The 17,062-nt window shown below is 71.0% G+C and carries 10 protein-coding genes and 3 pseudogenes; 6 read left to right on the top strand and 7 right to left on the bottom strand.

All coding sequences use genetic code 11. The annotated features are described in order from the left end of the window. Positions 1–66: 66 nt before the first annotated feature. Positions 67–681, bottom strand: a complete 615-nt coding sequence (locus ACFY0F_RS29420; RefSeq protein WP_388800688.1) for a TetR/AcrR family transcriptional regulator — start codon at positions 679–681, stop codon at positions 67–69. 110 nt (positions 682–791) lie between these two features. Here ACFY0F_RS29420 and ACFY0F_RS29425 point away from each other — a divergent pair, with 110 nt between their 5' ends. From ACFY0F_RS29425 to ACFY0F_RS29435, 3 genes and pseudogenes are all read left to right on the top strand, one after another. Then, positions 792–1,052 (top strand): hypothetical protein, encoded by a 261-nt coding sequence (locus tag ACFY0F_RS29425; protein ID WP_388800690.1) that lies wholly within the window; start codon positions 792–794, stop codon positions 1,050–1,052. A gap of 40 nt (positions 1,053–1,092) precedes the next feature. After that, positions 1,093–1,866: pseudogene (locus tag ACFY0F_RS29430) on the top strand (transposase). Between the two features lie 378 nt (positions 1,867–2,244). Next, positions 2,245–2,721: pseudogene (locus tag ACFY0F_RS29435) on the top strand (IS5 family transposase); the annotation flags it as partial. Positions 2,722–3,152: 431 nt separating this feature from the next. Here the strand turns inward: ACFY0F_RS29435 and ACFY0F_RS29440 are convergent. Together ACFY0F_RS29440 and ACFY0F_RS29445 are read right to left on the bottom strand one after the other, a co-directional pair. Continuing rightward, positions 3,153–3,782, bottom strand: a complete 630-nt coding sequence (locus tag ACFY0F_RS29440; RefSeq protein ID WP_388800691.1) for a TetR/AcrR family transcriptional regulator — start codon at positions 3,780–3,782, stop codon at positions 3,153–3,155. A 232-nt stretch (positions 3,783–4,014) separates the two neighbouring features. After that, positions 4,015–8,163: a type I polyketide synthase gene (locus tag ACFY0F_RS29445; protein WP_388800692.1), complete on the bottom strand. Its 4,149-nt coding sequence runs from the start codon at positions 8,161–8,163 to the stop codon at positions 4,015–4,017. Positions 8,164–8,410: 247 nt separating this feature from the next. On the opposite strand from ACFY0F_RS29445, the gene ACFY0F_RS29450 reads away from it, so the two are divergent. Continuing rightward, a complete protein-coding gene (locus ACFY0F_RS29450) occupies positions 8,411–9,445 on the top strand; it encodes a hypothetical protein (protein WP_388800694.1) in 1,035 nt (344 codons plus the stop codon). 373 nt (positions 9,446–9,818) lie between these two features. Here ACFY0F_RS29450 and ACFY0F_RS29455 read toward each other — a convergent pair whose 3' ends face one another. Together ACFY0F_RS29455 and ACFY0F_RS29460 are read right to left on the bottom strand one after the other, a co-directional pair. Next, complete coding sequence (locus ACFY0F_RS29455) at positions 9,819–11,414, bottom strand: FAD-dependent monooxygenase (RefSeq protein ID WP_388800696.1); 1,596 nt, start codon at positions 11,412–11,414, stop codon at positions 9,819–9,821. A gap of 366 nt (positions 11,415–11,780) precedes the next feature. Beyond that, positions 11,781–12,827, bottom strand: coding sequence for an NAD(P)-dependent alcohol dehydrogenase (locus tag ACFY0F_RS29460; protein WP_388800698.1), 1,047 nt, complete (start codon positions 12,825–12,827; stop codon positions 11,781–11,783). A gap of 437 nt (positions 12,828–13,264) precedes the next feature. Between ACFY0F_RS29460 and ACFY0F_RS29465 the strand changes: the two are divergent. Continuing rightward, a pseudogene (locus ACFY0F_RS29465) lies at positions 13,265–13,848 on the top strand (chorismate synthase). A gap of 243 nt (positions 13,849–14,091) precedes the next feature. On the opposite strand, the gene ACFY0F_RS29470 reads toward ACFY0F_RS29465, so the two are convergent. Continuing rightward, entirely contained in the window at positions 14,092–15,489 is a 1,398-nt protein-coding gene (locus tag ACFY0F_RS29470; protein ID WP_388800701.1) for an MFS transporter, read from the bottom strand. A gap of 194 nt (positions 15,490–15,683) precedes the next feature. Here ACFY0F_RS29470 and ACFY0F_RS29475 point away from each other — a divergent pair, with 194 nt between their 5' ends. Beyond that, the gene (locus tag ACFY0F_RS29475; protein WP_388800704.1) at positions 15,684–16,556 is read left to right on the top strand and encodes a helix-turn-helix transcriptional regulator; all 873 of its coding nucleotides are present in this window, start codon (positions 15,684–15,686) and stop codon (positions 16,554–16,556) included. 23 nt (positions 16,557–16,579) lie between these two features. On the opposite strand, the gene ACFY0F_RS29480 is transcribed toward ACFY0F_RS29475, so the two are convergent. Next, complete coding sequence (locus ACFY0F_RS29480; protein ID WP_388800707.1) at positions 16,580–17,050, bottom strand: hypothetical protein; 471 nt, start codon at positions 17,048–17,050, stop codon at positions 16,580–16,582. Positions 17,051–17,062: the final 12 nt, after the last annotated feature.

Below are 17,062 nucleotides of genomic sequence, written 5' to 3' on the forward strand. Positions count from 1 at the left end.
CTGATCTGCTCTCAGCGGGCTGCATGCCTGAGGCTGGTGCGATGCCGATGTGTTGGGCTGGAGGCGTCAGCCGCGGTCGGATGCGTTTTCCAACAGGTGGTCGATGTGGTGCTGGAGGGTGGCCAGCGCCGTGGCCGGGGATCGGTGGCCTGCCAGGACGTGGACCGTGAGGCCGTCGGCCAGGGCGAGGAGCGTGTGTGCTTCGCGATCGGGGTCGAGGTGCTGGAGGATTTCCTGGGTGTCCTGGCCGTAGCGGATGAGCCACACGATGAGGCTGTGGAGCTTGGCATAGGTGTCATGCAGGACGACGGCCAGTTTCTCGCTGGCAGGGGCATGCGTGATGAAGGCCAGCCAGACGTGAGCCTGTGTCCTCGATTCCTCATCCAGCAGGGCGAGTTCGGCCAGGGTATGGAACAGCAAGGTCGACGCGGCCTGGGGGGTGGATGTGGCGGCGATGCGCTGGTTGGCGCGTTCGCTGACGTGTTGGGAGATGTGCTCCAGTGCGAAGAGCAGCATGTCCTGCTTGGTGCGGAAGCACCGCTGGACAGCGCCCATGGACACGTTGGCCTGGGCCGCGACGTCGCGGAGGCTGACGGCCTCCATGCCCGAGCGCGCGATCAGGGTGCAGACCGCCTCGGCGATCCGTCGGCGTCGGTCCTCGTAGTCGACCTGCCTGGGCACGGTTTGCTCCTTCCCGCGATCTGATGCACTTGCATCGTATCCGGTTCCGCTGCACGATGTGATGCGATCGCATCGGAATGATGCGTGGACACCGGGAGGGAAAGCTCGTCATGGCGAAACAGTTCCAGAGGACGGACAGCAGCTCAGGTCAGGGACTGCTGTGGCTGTTCGGTGCCATCCTGGCCGTCCAGGGCTTCGGCTCCGCCATCACGGAGGCGGGGTGGAATACAAGCTTTGGCGTCGCCGGTCTCCTGCGGGCAGCCCATGTGCCTGAGTGGGCGACGCTCCTGGTCGGCTTCGCGGGTTTGGCCTTGCTAGGAGTGGCGGCGCGCCGTCACTACGCGAGGAGGCGGGCGGACCGCCACCCGTGAGAAGTCCGCAGGCCAACCGGCGAGCTGGGATGCTCCGGGTGTGGCTGGGGGTGTGATCACGGCGTCGGAGTCGTCTTGGACAGCCCCGTTCACCGGGCTGAGCCCGCGGCTGTTCAGCAAGTTGGTGACCTCGCTGCGTCGCGAGGGCGCTGATGCTGTGCGGCGGGGCCGGCCGTGGAGCTTGCCGCTGGAGGACCGGGTGCTGCTAGCAGCGGCGTACTGCGTACGGACTTGACCTTGCGGCAGCTGGCGCCGCTGTTCGGCGTCTCGAAGTCCGCCGCGGACCGAATCATCGACGACATCGGTCCGCGTCTGGCGCTGCAGCACCGGCGCCGGTACCGGCGGGACACGGTGCTGATCGTGGACGGCACCCTGGTGCCAACGCGTGACCATACGATCGCCGAGCAGTCCAAGAACTACCGGTACTCCATCAACCACCAAGTGGTCATCGACGCGGACACTTATCTGGTCGTCGCGGTCGGCCAGCCCGTCGCGGGCAACCGCAACGACTGCAAGGCGTGGGAGGAGTCCGGTGCCAAAGCCGCTATCGGAAAGACCACCACGATCGCCGACGGCGGCTACCGCGGCACCGGTTTGGTCATCCCCCACCGCCGCAAGCGCAAGGACGAAGAGCTGCCCCCTTGGAAGGAGGAGCACAATCGTTCACACAAGAGCGTCCGTGCCCGCGTCGAGCACGCCTTCGCCCACATGAAGACCTGGAAGATCCTCCATGACTGCCGCTTGAAAGGCGACGGTGTGCACCACGCCATGCTGGGCATCGCCCCGCCTGCACAACCTTGCTCTTGCCGGATAACGAATTGCGGGACGTCCCTTAGACCGGATTCGCCAAGACCGGATCCTCGACGAGGCTCTCGCCAGCGCTGGCCCCGCTCAAGCTCATGCGGCTCTTCGGCATCACCGAAGACACCGCCATGCGCTATGTCACCGCCGCCCACCCCGAACGCACCGCACAACTTTCCAAGCAGACGCCCTGATGGCGCTGTATGAATTTGGCTCTGGCCGCAGTTCCGTGAAGGGCCCGATGCGTGGCAGCTCAGGGGACAGATGTGTCCGTGGAGGAGCCAGGGTTCGCCGTGCTTGTGACCGAGCCCGGGAAGGGCGGGCAGGAGGCTCTGCGGGCAGTCGGAGTGGTGACCGGACTGAGTCTGTGGCGTGGCAAGCTTCTACTCGACCGCGCCCCTGTGACGGTTCTAGAGGAAGCCCCGCTCGACGGCCGGGCAGCAAGCACCACGTCCTCACCGATGGTCAGGGGATCCCGCTCGCGGTGTCGCTGACCGGCGGCAACCGCAACGACGTCACCCAGCTGATACCGCTGCTGGACAAGGCCCCAGCCGTGGCCGGTGTCGTCGGCCGGCCCAGGCACCGGCCCGACATGCTGTTCGCGGACCGCGGCTACGACCACGACAAGTACCGCAGGCTGCTCAGGCAGCGGGGCATCCGCCCCGTGATCGCCGAACGAGGCCAGCCACACGGCACGGGCCTGGGCACCTTCCGCTGGGTCGTCGAGCGGACCATCTCCTGGCTCCACGGTTTCCGCCGCCTGCGGATCCGCCTGGAACCACGAGACGACATCCACGAAGCCTTCCTCGGCCTCGCCACCTGCCTCATCACCCACCGCCACGTCCCACGCCTTTGTAAGGACCTCTAAGCGTCGAAGCCTCTCCACAGCGGTTCCCGGATGACAGGTACCGGAGGCATCAGTACCTGTTCAGGCGGGCCCGTGGCCTGCACCAGCGAGGCGGACCTCGAGTACTGCAGCAACACGTCGAGCAGATTGTACACGATCGGAACCGCGCGCCAGACGCCGTGTGCGCCACCCCTGCGGTCGTCGACGGCATCTGCAACCTGCATCAACCACGCCGGTGACCCGGGCCGTGCCTTCCGTACCTTCACCTACGGAACCCTCGTGAGCTCGGGCTGCTCGGCAGCGGCACGGCGCACAGCGACGTTCGGTATGTGCCCTGCACATAGTGGGGACTCGGCTCGCGGTCGCCGGCGTGGTCAGCGACCCCAGGCCTTCCACTACTGCGAGAGGACCGACCATGCCCCCCGGCGGTGCGGCGCCGGAGGCGAGGGGTGTCAGGACTTGGTCGTGCCGGTCATCCCGTCGAGGAGGAGTCGCAGGATCTGCTGGAGTTCTCCCGCCAGTGATCCGGTCGTCTCCGAGGAGCGGTTGGCCCAGCGGTAGAGGGCGCCCAGATAGACGTCGCGCAGGACGTTGCCGACGACGATGGGCGACACCCCCGGGTTCAGCTCTCCTTGGCGTACGCCGCTGTCGACGATCCTGGCGAACACCTCGGCGACGTAGGGCTCTTCCAGTATTGGCCGGCCCGCCTTGACCCAGGCGGTGAGCATGGCGGTGGTGAGCTGCGGTTCCTCCTGGTTGATGCGGGCCAGCACCGCCATGCACTGCTGGAGCCGCGCCACCGAGTCGGGCGTCAGCACGGAGTCCTCGTCGAGTCCGGTCACCAGCGCGGCTCGCCTCCTCTCCCCCCAGGCGGTGATGATGTCTTCCTTGCGCTGGAAGTAGTTGAAGAAGGTGCCGCGCGCGACGTCGGCGCGTTCCGCGATCTCGTCGATGGAGGTGTGGTCGTACCCCTTCTCCACGAAGAGTTCGACCGCGGACAGGAAGAGACGTTCCCTGACCCGTTGCTTGTTGCGTTCCCGGCGGCCGACCGGCGGCGGCGTCGTTGTCGCGCGCGAGTCCATTCCGTCCCTCCTGTTCGTGCCTGGTTCCATCCGACTCATCGAGTCCGGACGGCATGCCCGGATGGGGGGGAAGCGACGTCCGGTCGGCACCCTCCGGGCAGCATCGTGTGGCGAACTTTTTTTATACCACGGTTCATTTTTATTGCTCCGCCGTCGTAGGGCAACGGTCGGGCGTCGGTTGTTCCCGGTTCGGCCGGGATCGGACGTCGCACGGTGATGCGTGTCGTGCGGGCTACGGTTGCGCCTCCTGCCGGGTCAGGTCCGCGCACAGGTCGGCAATGCTCTCGGCGCTCAGGAGGCGTCCGGCGGTGATCTCCGCGCCGTGGCTGCGCTGCAGGTGCAGCCGGAGCCGGGTGGCCATGAGCGAGTCGAGTCCGAGGTCGCGAAGAGACAGCCGCTCGTCTATGTCCGATGCCCGCAGGCCCAGCAGGGCCGCCGAGTGTGCGACGAGCGCCTGCGCGGCCCCCTCCCGACGGGTACGGCCGGAGGAGGGCGCGGAGAAGCGGGGCGCCGCCTCGTCCGGGGCGGTGCGTACGCCCGCCGATCCCTGACCAGCGGCGCGCGCCGCGCTCTCAGCGCTGTTGAACGCCGCCGTCACCTTCCCGGCCAGACGGGTGAGCGGTGTCGCGCACCGCCGGGTGACGGCCGGCACGAGAGAGCGCACGTGGGCCAGCGGGCGGGCCGCGGGGAGCAGGAGCGTGCGCACCTGTGCCAGGGGGAGGGACGCGGGGGGCGTGGGCGTAAGGCGCCGCAGACGGATGTCCGAGAACCGTGCCAGAACGCGGTGGTCCGGAGCGATCAGTACGACGTCGGCCAGGAGCAAGGCGCCGCCGTCCGCCGACCGCACGGTGCTCAGGCTCCAGAACTCGGGTTCCAGTTCCCCGTGGAAGCGGACCGCGCCGAAGGACACCGGCACGTGGGCGGCGTCGTCCTGGCCGGACAGGGCTCCGGGTCGCGCCGCCAGGATCGTCTGCAGCCCCGTCTCCCAGCCGACGTGCGGGAGGAGCTTCGCCGGCCGCACGCGGGCCACAGCTTCGCCGTCGCGCCGCCACAGGTGCCGCGTCCCCCGGAACGGCTCGGCGATGTCGTGTCCGTGACGTTGTGCCAGCAGCAGGAAGTCCCGCGCTCCCACGTAGTCCCGGCACCGGGCGAGCGCGGTGTCGAGGGCGTCGGGGGCCAGGTGACCGCCGTCGTCCGCCCCCGCCCTGACCACCCGTCCCGAGGCGCACAGCACAGGGCTCGCGGCGTGCCGCACCGAGGCCCGCACGGTCACGGAGCGGGCTGCGTGGCCTCCCTGTGCGTCGTCATCCAGGACGACGTGCAGCCTCGTGTCACCGGCGGCGTCGAGAGGCAGGCACTCGTCGCCGAGGTGTACGTCCCGCAGTTCCAGCGGCGCGCCGGGATCGGCCTGATGTGCCGTTTCCACCATCGCCGCCAGGTAGGCGACGGGCGGCACGGCCGCGACACCGTGGACGGCCACGCCGTCGCCCCAGTCGGCGGTCGCGCCCCATGCCCCGAGGTCGATCTGCCGTACAGGGAGGGCGTCGTGGCGGGGGGACGTCACGGGGCCGGCCGGTTCCTGCCGGTACTGCACGGCGTCCCACGCGTAGGTGGGGAGGGACAGCACGTGCCGCGGGCCGTCGCCGTACCACCGCCGCCAGTCCACGTACCCGCCATGGGCGAAGAGCCGTCCGGCCGCCCGGGCGAGTTCGGTGGGTTCGTCGCACGCGCGGTGCAGCGAGGCCACCGCGGAGGCCTCGGCGCCCGCCGCGGTGAGAGTGTCGTCCATGGCGGCGAGGAGGACCGGGTGGGGGCCGACCTCCAGGAAGACGGCGTTCGTCTCGTGGGCCGTCTTGCGCAGGGTGTCGGCGAACCGCACGGGGCGGCGCAGGTTGTCGGCCCAGTAGCCGGCGGTCAGCCGCGGGGCCTCGCCCTCGTGGCCGTCCACGGTGGACACCATGCGGGTCTCCCCGGGCACGGAGGAGATGCTGGCCAGTTCCCGTGACAGGTCCTCGCACACCGCGTCCATCTGCGGCGAGTGGGAGGCCACGTTGACCGGCACCGGGCGGCACAGGACGCCGTCCCGTTCCAGTTCGGTGCGCAGCGCGGTGAGGGCGGCGGCGTCCCCCGCGAGCACGGTGACGGTGGGAGCGTTCTCGGCAGCCACGGACACCGCGTCGCCGTAGGGCTGGGCGCGCCTGCGGGCCCGGTCTGCCGGGAGCTCGACGACGAGCATGGCGCCCCGACCGGCCCTGCGCTGCATCAGCCGGCTGCGCCGGCAGATCACCGCCGCCGCGTCCTCGAGCGACAGGCCGCCCGCGACGTGCGCGGCCGCGACCTCTCCCATGCTGTGTCCCATGCACCGGTGCGGCTGCACGCCGCGTTCACGCCAGGCGGCGGCGAGGGCCACCTGCACGGCCCACAGGAGGGGTTGGACGACGTCGACGTCCGTGGGCAGTTCGGCGCCGGACGTCAGTCGGTCCACGACCGACCAGCCGAGTTCCTCGCGTACGGCCCGGTCGCACGCCTCCAGCGCCGACCGGAAAGACGGTGAGGAACGGTACAGTGCCCGGCCCATGCCCGCCCATTGCGCGCCCTGCCCGGAGAAGACGAACACGGTCGGCCGGTCGCCCGCCGGGCCCGGGTCCGCCGTCCCTCCGTCCGGGATGTTCTCGCCGTCGGCCAGGACCCGCAGCCGCCGCGACAGGGCGTCGTGGTCCTCCCCCACGACCCACAGGCGGTGACGGTGCGTGTCACGGCCCAGGGCCGCGGCGGCGCAGATGTCGCGCAGCCGGTGCCTGCGCCCGGCCCCGCCGGGGCCGAGGTAGTCCGCGTAGTCCGCGGCAAGGCGGCGCAGGGAACCTGCCGTTCGCGCGCTGAGGACCAGGAGGTGGGTTCCGGTGAGTGCGGCGGTGTCACCGGCGGTGGCGGTGCCGGCAGTGTCGCCGAGGGTCGCGCTGGTGGCGGTGTCGCCGATCGCCTCGGTGGCGTCGGCCGGTTCGGCAACGCCGACGGACGGGCGGACTCCGGGTGCGCGGACGTGGGCGCTGGAAGCGGGAGCGCCCGCGCCGGACTCGGGAGTGTGGGCGCCGACGACCACGTGGGCGTTGGTCCCGGACAGGCCGAAGCTGCTGACACCGAGCAGGGCGCGGGGACCGGATGGGGTCAGCGGCTGGTTGCGGGTCACCACACGCACCGGCAAGCCGTCCTGGGCGAGCAGGGGGTGCGGTTCGTCCAGGTGCAGCGATGCCGGGATGACCCCGTGACGGAGGATCAGCACCGACTTGATCAGTCCGGCGATGCCGGCTGCGGCTTCGGCGTGTCCGATATTGGTCTTGACCGATCCGGTCAGCAACGGCCTCCCGCTCGCTCCCTGCCCCACCGCTTCGGCGAGCGCCCTGAGTTCGACCTCGTCGCCGACGTGGGTTCCGGTGCCGTGGGCTTCGACGTAGTCGAGTTCCGACGGCTTGACGCCCGCGCTGGCGCAGGCTTCGCGCAGCATGTCGGCCTGGCCCTCGACGGAGGGACGGAGCAGCAGTCCGCTGCCGGTGCCGTCGTTGGTGACCGCGCTGCCGAGCAGGAGCGCGTGCACGGGGTCGCCGTCCCGCAGCGCGTCGTCGAGCCGCTTGAGCACCACCGCGCCGACGCCCTCGCTGCGGACGAAACCGTCGGCGCGGGCGTCGCCGAACCGGCACCGGCCCGCGGGCGAGAGCATGCCTCCCTGGGAATAGGCGATGGAGTCGTGCGGGGACAGGATGAGGTTGACGCCGGCGGCGATGCACAGGTCGCTCTCGCCGGTGAGCAGACTCTGCCGTGCGGCGTGCACGGCAACCAGCGAGGAGGAGCAGGCGGTGTCCAGGACGACGCTCGGTCCGCGCAGGTCGAGGGCGTAGGAGACCCGGCCGGCCGTGACGGCGCGCAGCCGGCTGCCGACCATGCCATGCACGTCGGGTTCGTCGGTGCGGGGCGCTGTGTCCGCGTACTCGGAGGTCGCCTGCCCGACGAACACGCCGCCCCGGCTGCCCGCTAGGCGGGAGGGGCGTATCCCGGCCGATTCGAGGGCTTCCCACACGACATGCAGCAGGAGCCGCTGCTGCGGGTCCATGACGCGCGCCTCGGCGGGCGAGACGCCGAAGAACGCCGCGTCGAACCCGAAGGGGTCGGTGAGGAAGCCGCCGTGCCGGGAGACGGTCCGTCCGGGGGTCATGGGAGTGGCGTCGTGGCAGCGCTCGACGTCGAAACGGTCGTGTGGGACCGGGGTCACGGTGTCGGCGTTGGCCGTCAGGACGTCCCACAGTTCGTCGGTGGTCTCGATGCCCGGTAACCGGCATCCCATGCCGACGATCGCGAGGGGCGTCGGCGTCGACAGCTCAGTACGCATGTGTGACTCCAACCTTTCCAGGCGCGTCAGACGGTCCGTCAGGGCGGGAACGAAAAAATACACTCCAGGCCATTAATGGCCCGGGATGCCCTCAAGCTCGCCCTGTAAACCCACGTCGAGCACCGCATAATGCGGATATTCGGTGCATTCTGCCGCCAAGGTGGCGGATTAAAAGATGTACTTGCGTTCATAAGTAGTCTCGTGTTTATGCTTTTTCCACCGTTGCCGCAGCAGGTGAGGGGGAGACATGGACGTCGACCGGATCGTTCCGCGCATGGGAGACGAGGAACTGGCTGCCTATCGGTTCCTGATCACCAGCGGCGGGGCCCGGCCCGAGAGAGTGGCGAGCAGCCTGGGATGGGGCGCGGGCCAGACCGAGCGCGTGCTGTCCCGGCTGAGCCGGATGAAGCTGGCACGGTCCCGTGAGAAGGACCGCAGCGACTGGACCGCAGTCCACCCGGACATGGTCAAACTCCAGTACGCCAAGCCCCTTTCGGGTGTCATCGACGCCTGGCAGGCCCAGCTGGAGGGACTGCGCGCACAGCTCGACACGCTCAGCGGCCTGTGCAGCGAGGAAGAGGGCGAAGGCGTCACCCCTGTGGTCACCATCGAGGGCGCGCCCGACATACGCGACGCCCTCGCGGTCGCTGCGGGGCGCTGCGCCGAGGAGCTTTTGGCGGTGCAGCCACTGGGCCGTGGAACCGTCGCTCCCGCCCGGGACGTGGTGTGCCGGGACGGTGAGGCGATGGCGTCGACGGTCAGTGTGCGGGTGCTCCTCCCCCACCTGTCGCGCTACGACGCGGAGGTGCGCGACTGCACCGAGCGGATCTTCGCGTCGGGGGGCGAGGTGCGCACCACCGCCGCGTCCCTGCCGCCGCTGCTGGTGTTCGACCGTTCCGTGGCCTTCCTCTTCGACGACGGGGACACGGACAGGGCGCACATGATCCAGCACAAGGCACTGGTGGGATTCATGGTGCACATGGTGATGAGCGCCTGGGCGAGCAGTGCCGCCTTCGAGCGGACGGGCGGCAACAACCGGATTCCGGAGTGCCTGACCCAGGAGACGAAGACGGCGATCGTCCGGCTGCTGGCCGCCGGCTACAAGGACGAGGTGGTGGCCAGGCGCCTGGGCATCGGGGTGCGGACGTGCCGGAAGTACATCGCCGAGCTGTTCGGTGAACTGGGGGCGGAGAGCCGGTTCCAGGCCGGCTGGATGGTGCGCGACCAGATGCTCCTGGCCGGCTCGGACGAGGCGGAACCCATCACCGCCCGGGTGAACTGAGCGAGCGGGCGGCTCCCGCGGGGGTTGCAGATATCGAGTGACGGCCTTCCGGCCTGGCGCGGACCACACCGTCCGCGCCAGGCCGGAAGGCCGTTCGCCCGCGGGCCTGCTCACGTCCCCGGCGCTTTCCCGGCGGCGGACGGCGGCGGGCGGCGGCGGGCGGCGGCGGGCGGCGGTCTGCCGACGCGCACACGGCGCGCCGACTGGCACCCGGCTCGTCGGCTCGCGCACCGAACGGACGCGCGGCGGAGGCCACTTCGTCAGCGCTCGGGCTCGGCGGCCACGGAGAACAACCCTGCGGTCCTGTGCGCGGGCCCCGGCGGCTGCCGGGGCGCCACTCCTCCGGGCCGATCAGCCCACCTCCCGGCTCCGGTCAGCGCGCGAGTATCGCCCGGAGTACTGCCGTCAGCTCGCCCTCCGGGTCACCCGCCGCCTGCGGAGCACGCCACGCCACCACGGCGTCGGGACGGACCAGCACCGCACCCGTCGGCCCGACCCCGTAGCGGTCGCACCAGGTGCCGTCGCGATCGGCGAGGTGCTCGCCGATCCGGTAGGCGTCCAGGTTGACCCCGAGCGTGCCGGCGGCCTTCTCCGCGGCGACGACCCAGTCGCCGCCTTCATGACCGGCCAGCAGCACGAATCCGCGGCCGAACAGGTCGTGCGTGGACAACTCCCGTATGCCATCGGTCAGGACGACGTGCGGGGCCCGGCCGCCGGGACGCCCGGTGGGATGCCACGGGTCCTCCTGAAGACTGCCGTCGTCACCGGCCTCAGTGTGGACCGCTGAAGAGTGGTACCGGAATCCCAGGAACTCCTTCGGCATCGGGATGGGTGCCTGGGGATCGGCCGGGTTGTAACTCGCGGGCACGCGGCCCTCGGAGATCTTCGCCAGTTCGACCTCGCGCTCCAGGGTGATGGTGACTTGGGGGCGGCGCTCGGTCTCGTACGTGTCCAGCAGGACGGGTCCCGCCTGCCCGGTGAGCACCAGGGCCAGCCGCCAGGACAGGTCGTAGGCGTCCTGGATGGCTAGGTTGCCGCCCTGCCCCCCGTTGGGCGGGCAGGCGTGCGCGGCGTCGCCGGCCAGGAACACCCGGCCGTCGCGGAACCGTTCGGCCAATTTGTGATTGATCGGGAAGAAGCGGGCGTTGACGAAAGTGACGTCGATGTCGGGGTCACCGATGGCGCGCCGGATCCGCTCCAGGCAACGCTCCTCCGTGAAGTCTTCCGGGCTCTCCCCGCGTTCGGGGAAGTAGTCGACCCACAGGGTGTGCCGCTCCGAGCCGTCCAGGATGAAACTGGAGCCACTGCCGGGCATCCCGATGACCTCGACCGCGCCCTTCTCCACGTACCGCGTCAGGTCGGCCTCGAAGGTGATGATGTACATGTGGCCGATCGTCCCGCCGCCTTCGACGGCGATGCCGAGCATGTCCCGCAGCTGGCTCGTGTTGCCGTCGGCCGCCACCAGATAGTCCGCCTCGACCGTGTACCTGCGGCCCGTGGCCGCGTCGCGGAGCGTCGCGGTGACCTTCTCGTCGTCCTGGGCGACGGCGACCATCTCGGTACCGTGGCGCAGTTCCGCGCCCGCCTCCTGGGCGCAGGCCCGCAGGATGGCCTCGACCCGGGCCTGCGAGATCCAGGCGAGCGGCGGCACCGAGGACAGCTCCCGCGGGTCGGGCTGCCCCTCCGGGTCCAGGAAGCGGCGTTCGGGATCGGCCAGGCACGCCCCATGGCTGATGCGGGGCCACTGAGCGTCCCCCACGGCCGCCTCGAGACGACGGCGCACACCGGGCAGGGTGTGCAGCAATTCCTGCGAACGGGTGTTCAGGCCCCACGCCTTCGGCAGCGTGGAGCCACCCGGACGCCGCTCCACGAGGAGCGGGCGCACACCGCGTGCGGCAAGGCTCAGGGCAGTGGTGAGCCCGGTGTAGGCACCACCGACGACAAGGACGGGAACGCGCTGGACTGACATGCGATATGCCTCCGTTTACTGCTGTGTGCGGAGCGGGACCGGAGCCGGGCCGGAGAAGGGCCGGGCGTGGTTGGGCCGGACCGGACGGGGACGCGGCCCCGGTGACGAGGCGAAGGGTGATGAGGGCACCGGCCCCGGGGAGCGGGACGCGCGAGGCCGACCCGGCTGGAGCGCCGGCGCCGATGAAGCGTGCCCCGGCGCGGATTCGACCACGGCAGGTGCCGGTGCCCGGCGAACCACCCTGAAGAGGCCCGGTGTTGCGAAGACGCTGCCGCCTCGTCGGGGCCGCGAGGACAGCGAGCGTGATGGGGCCCCGCGAGGGCAGCAGACGCTACGGGCCCCACCGGCGCTGCGGGCGCTGCGGGGTCAGGGTGCGCCGAGTGTGGCGATGTCGATGACGTACCGGTAACGGGCCCGGGACAAATTCTCCCAGGCGTCGGCGACCTGGGCCGCCGCGATCCGCTCGATCTCGGCCGCGATGCCGTGCCGGGCGCAGAAGTCGAGCATCTCCTGCGTCTCGCGGATGCCGCCTGTCGAGGAGCCGACGATGCCGCGGCGCGCGCTCAGCAGCGAGAACGTGTTGTACGAGGCGACCGGATCGGCGGGGGCTCCGACGTTGACGAGCGTACCCCCGAGGCCCAGCAGTCCGAGCCAGACATCCAGGTCGAGGGAGGCCGGCACCGTGTTGAGGAGCACGTCGAAACAACCCCGGAGGGCCGCGACTTGGCCGCTGTCCCGCGTGTCCACGAACCGCGCGGCACCGAACGCCAGGGCGTCGTCCTTCTTCTCGGGCGACCGGCCCAGCACCGTGACCTCGGCACCCATGACCGCGGCGATCTTCACGCCGAGGTGCCCGAGGCCGCCCATGCCGAGGACGCCGACCCTCGTGCCCGGCCCCGTCCGCAGTCGGCGCAGAGGTGAGTAGACGGTGACGCCCGCGCACAGCAGCGGCGCCGCGCTGTCCAGTGGGAGCCCGTCGGGGACCGCCAGGACGAAACGGTCCGCGACCACGATGGAGCGGCTGTAGCCGCCCTGCGTCACCGAACCGTCGAGGTCGCGGGCCGAGTACGTCGCGACGAATCCCTCGACGCAGTACTGCTCCTCGCCGGACACGCACGGGCGGCACTTGCCGCAGGATCCGACCATGCAGCCCACCCCCACCCGGTCCCCCGGTGCGAAGGCGGTGACCTCATCGCCGACCTCCGACACGACTCCGGTGATCTCGTGTCCGGGCACGAGGGGGAAGAGCGTGCCGCCCCAGTCGTCGTGGCCGAAGTGGACATCGGTGTGGCAGACACCGCAGAACGCGATGTCGATCCGGACGTCGTCGGGGCGTAACGGGCGCCGTTCGACAGCGGTCAGCGTGAACGGTGCTCCTTTGGCGGGCAGGCAGAGAGCGGTGGCGGTGGGCATGGTGATCCTGTTTCCCTCGGCTGGAAGGGGCTACGGGCAGCCCCGGGTCAGTGTCGGAACGCCCCGGCCGAGCCGGTGACGCCGCGGGAACGCACGACAAGCAGCTTGCCCGCCGGGACGGACCGTCCGCCATCACCGCGGAGTGCAGCAAGCTGTGGTGCAGTTTGCTGCACACCGGGGCCCCGGACGGGGTGGCACTACCATGAGCGGCGGTGCGTCACGGAGCCGCCTCTCGCGCGGGAGCGCGCGTCGGTGACACGGCCCGTTGCACGGCCGCAGCAGCGTGACCAGCGGCGCCGCACCCGTGCCGGCCGACTCCGCGACCGTACCCACGACTCCGTACGCAGTGCCGCCCCCGAGGAGCTTCGCGTCCTGTTCCACGGCGACGGTGTGCACGCGTTCGGCACCGTTACGACCGACACGACGAAGGAGCATCGTTGAGCAGGCTGCGTTGGCTGACCGCGGGTGAGTCCCACGGTCCCGCACTTGTCGCGACGCTGGAGGGCCTTCCCGCCGGCGTGCCGATCACCACGCAGATGGTGGCGGATCACCTGGCGCGGCGACGGCTCGGCCATGGCCGCGGTGCGCGCATGAAGTTCGAGCAGGACGAGGTCACCTTCCTGGGTGGTGTCCGGCACGGGCTGACCCTGGGTTCCCCGGTCGCGATCATGGTGCGCAACACCGAGTGGCCGAAGTGGGAGAAGGTCATGGCGGCCGACCCGGTGGATCCGGAGGAGCTGGCCGCGCTGGCCCGCAACGCGGCGCTGACGTGCGGGCGGCGATGAAGCCGATCACGACGGTGCCGCGGGCGCTGCAGACGGTGGACGTGACCACCGGTGAGGCCACCCAGGCCCATCACCAGCGTTCCGACGTCTCCGCGGTCCCGGCCGCCGGGATCGTCGCGGAGGCGATGGTGGCGCTGGTACTGGCGGACGCGGTGGCGGAGAAGTTCGGCGGCGACAGCGTCACCGAGACCCGCCGTAACGTGCGTTCCTACCTCGCCGACATCGCGATCCGCTGACCGCCCTGCGGTCGGCAGGCACCGTCGCCCTCACCGTGCAGCAAGGCCGCACACCGCCGGGCGGCCTCGCGGCGAGACACCTGGCTCAGGCCCACCGGCCCGTGCGCCGGGAGTTCGCCGCCCCGGTCCTACCGACGAGGTCACCTCGGCGGCACCGGACGTCACCTGAACGGCGGTGCGACCGCGTGCTCGCTGCGGGCGCACCGCCGTGTGCTTGCTCGCAGCGCTCGCGCCGCCGTTTGCTCACCGACGCGGCAGCAGCAGGGCCGCGCCGAGCGCGTTGCCCGCCAGCAGAGCGGCGGCCAGCAGCAGGCTTTCGCGCATGCCGGGCATGAAGTCCCCGGCGAGGAGCGCGCCGAAGACGGCGATGCTGAGCGCTCCGCCGGTCTGGCGGCTGGTGTTGAGCAGTGCCGCCGCCGTACCGGCCCGTTCGGCCGCGACGTTGTCGAGCATCAGGGAGGTCAGCGCCGGCATGGCGAGCGAGCCGCCGATGCCCAGAGGCACCATGGGCAGGGCGATCAGCCACCACGGTGTGCCGGCGCCGACGGCGGCCAGGCCGCAGCAGCCGGCCGTGCCGACCAGCAGCCCCGCGACGATCACCGCGCGCGGGCCGTACCGGGCGACGGCCCGCGGGGAGAAGTAGTTGAAGTGGGCGGTGATCACGGCCATCGGCACGAACATCAGCCCGGCCGAGAAAGCCGACTGCCCCCGCTGCTCCTGGAAGAACAGGCTCAGCACGAACACCCCGCCGTAGAAGGCGGCGTTGCAGGCGAAACCCGCGACGACGGGCACGCTGACGCCACGCCGGCGGAACAGCTCCAGCGGCAGCATGGGGGTGCGCCGCCGTGCCTCGACCGCCACGAAGCCCGCCCCGGCCAGCACCGCGATCCCGGCCGCGGCCAGGACGGTGCCGGTGAGCCCGTCGTGACCGCCCTCGATCACGGCGAAGGTCAGCGCGGCCAGCGTCACGACCGCCGTGAGCTGACCCGGCGGGTCGAACACGGCGGGGTGACGCGGGGAGGGAGCGGCCCGCAGCAGGATCAGGAAGCCGGCGAGCCCAGCGGGCACATTGAGGAAGAACACCGCACGCCAGCTCCACTCCGTGGTGAGCAGGCCGCCCAGGAGGGGTCCCGCCGCGATGGCGACCGCGCCGCCCACCGTCCACAGGGCGATCCCGCGCGCCCGCGCCTGCGCGTCGGGGTACGCCTGGCGGATCAGCGCCAGCGAGGTGGGCACCATCACGGCGGCCGCGCTTCCCTGCACCACGCGCGCCGCCGTCAGCGCGCCGAGGGTCGGCGCCACCCCGCAGGCCAGCGAGGCGAGGGTGAAGACGGCGAGCCCCCAGCCGTACGCGCGGCGCGCACCGACGGCGTCCGACAGCGCGCCCGCGGAGAGCATCAGCGCCGCGAACATGAGGGTGTAGCTGTCGGCGACCCACTGGAGGCCCGACAGGGAGCCGCCGAGGTCGTCTCCCACGGCGGGCAGCGCCACATTGACGCCGGAGACGTCCAGTGTGATCACGAAGAAGCCGAGGACGGCGGCGACGAGGGCCGCGGTGGTGGAACCGGTCGTATCCGGGCCGTTTCGGCCCCGCTCGCCGGTGGTCGGTCCGGTGCCTTCCCCGGATCGCGTCAAGCTCATCGTGCACTGCTCCTCACTGCGCCGCCCCTGCCGGGGCAGGGGGTCGGCGCCGGACGACAAAGGACGGAAAAGACCAGGTCCCCCCAGCCTTCCCGGCGTGTGCGGCCCTCGGCAGACCGGGCCGTGCGGGGGAACGGTGTTCCTGGCTGTGACAGGGCCCCCCTCCGGGCGGGACCTTTTGGGACAATGGGTGGATGAGTGAAGGCACGGAGTTGGGACGCTTTCTGCGCGCTCGGCGGGGCCAGGTCCGGCCGGAGGACGTGGGACTGCCGGCCGGCACCGGTATCCGCCGCACTCCGGGACTGCGCCGCGAGGAGCTGGCGACGCTGGCCGGAGTCAGCGTCGACTACTACACGCGACTGGAGCGTGGCCGTGAGACACGACCGTCGCCGGCCGTCGTCACCGCGCTCGGCCAGGCGCTGCGGCTGTCCGGTGACGCGCTGCAACGGCTGCACGAACTGGTGGCGCTCGCCGCGGGACAGGCTCCGGCACCGTCCCCCGATCCGGCGCACACCGTGCGGGAGTCGGTGCGCGTGCTGCTGGAGACGCTGCGCCCGGCACCGGCGTACGTCGTGAGCCGCGTCAACGGTCTGCTGGCCGCCAACCGGCCGGGGCTGCGCCTCTTCCCCGGCATCACGGACTGGCCCCCGGAGCACCGCAACATCACCCGCTACATGTTCCTGCATCCCATGGGGCGCAAGCTGTACCGCGACTGGGAGCAGATGGCGGCCCACAGCGCCGCGCACCTGCGTGCGATGGCGGGTGCCGATCCGGACATGCCGGAGCTGTCCCAGCTGGTGGGGGAACTGGTCGTCAAGAGCCCGGAGTTCGCCCGTCTGTGGGAACGGTACGACGTCCAGGCGCGAGGCGGCGGAGAGAAGCATTTCCGTCATCCGGAGGTCGGGTCGATGTGCCTGCACTTCGAGGTGATGGCGATCTTGCGTACGGACGGTCAGCGTCTCGTCACCTATCAGGCGATGCCCGGCACCCCGGACCACGACGCCATGCTGCTGCTGGACATGGCCAGCCCCAGGGAAGCGGCGTACTCCGAACGGCCCGGGCGATGACGCCGGCGGCGCCGAAATGACGCTCACCTGTCGAGCACGATGTGGTAGGTCTCGTGCGGGGTCTGGATGTCGTTGCAGGTCAGTTCGCCGGTGGCGCCGCGGTAGGTGCCGGTGCCGCCGGTGACGGCCATCCGTACCGTGTCGCTGCCCTTGGTCCACAGGGACTGCGCGGTGAGCTGTCCGTCCGGCAGCCGCACGGACAGCACGCAGTTCGTGGTGATCTTCGCGCCGTCCAGCTTGGTCACCTGGCAGGAGCTGCCGTCCTCGCCGACCTGCTTGCCGTCGCGGAACAGCTTGTCGGCGTAGACGAACTCGTCTCCGACGCTCAGCCCGTGAGTGCCCACATCGGTCTGCACGACGCCGTCGTTGCCTATGGCGAGGTCGATGGTCCTGCGGGAGGTGGCCTGTGCGGGAACGGTGAGCACACAGGACGCTCCCAGGGCCAGCACGGCGGTGCCGACGGCGCCGAAGAGGGCGAACTTGCGCTTGGTCATGTGACACACACT

Origin of the sequence: Streptomyces sp. NPDC001544 (assembly GCF_042894285.1) — a bacterium.
Taxonomy (GTDB): domain Bacteria; phylum Actinomycetota; class Actinomycetes; order Streptomycetales; family Streptomycetaceae; genus Streptomyces.